Here is a 664-nt window from a genome sequence, read left to right on the forward strand (position 1 = left end):
TTATCTAACATGGATGAGTCGCTTCCTTCAGCATCTAAAATTGGAAGAACCTTCGGCAAATCCTTACCAAATGCGTCCGAAACAAACTGCTGTTCACGTGCTCTCATCCAGTTTTGATTACCGCGAAGCGTATTGATTTCACCGTTATGAATTAAATAACGGTTTGGATGTGCTCTTTCCCAGCTTGGGAACGTGTTTGTGCTAAAGCGAGAATGCACTAAAGCAAACGCTGAAGTGAAGTCTTCATCTTGTAGGTCAAGATAAAAAGCATCAACTTGCTCAGGCGTTAATAACCCTTTGTACACAATTGTTCTACTTGAAAGGCTCGTAAAATAAAAACGGTTTTGACGCGCCTGCGCCCAATTTTCCGCTTGCTTACGAATAACATATAGCTTGCGTTCAAACGCTAAGTCATCTTGAATACCGTCATTTGCCCCAATAAATACTTGTCGTACGTACGGACAGCTTTCTTTTGCGACTTTTCCGATTTTTCCGACATTTACAGGTACAGTTCTCCAACCTAGTAACGTTTGTCCCTCTTCTTCAATTAATTTATTAATATAAGCTTCGATTTCTCGACGCTCGTCTTCGTTATTTGAGAAAAAGATCATTCCAACTCCATAACGACCTTTTTCAGGCAAGTTCAATTCAACGCATGTCTTTT

Annotated in this window: 1 pseudogene; it reads right to left on the reverse strand. The window is 40.4% G+C overall.

Annotation, left to right across the window (positions count from 1 at the left end):
• A pseudogene (locus tag AC1DRF_RS31195) lies at nucleotides 1–664 on the reverse strand (glutamate synthase subunit alpha); the annotation flags it as partial.

The sequence above is a fragment of the Priestia sp. P5_B4 genome (assembly GCF_056400385.1).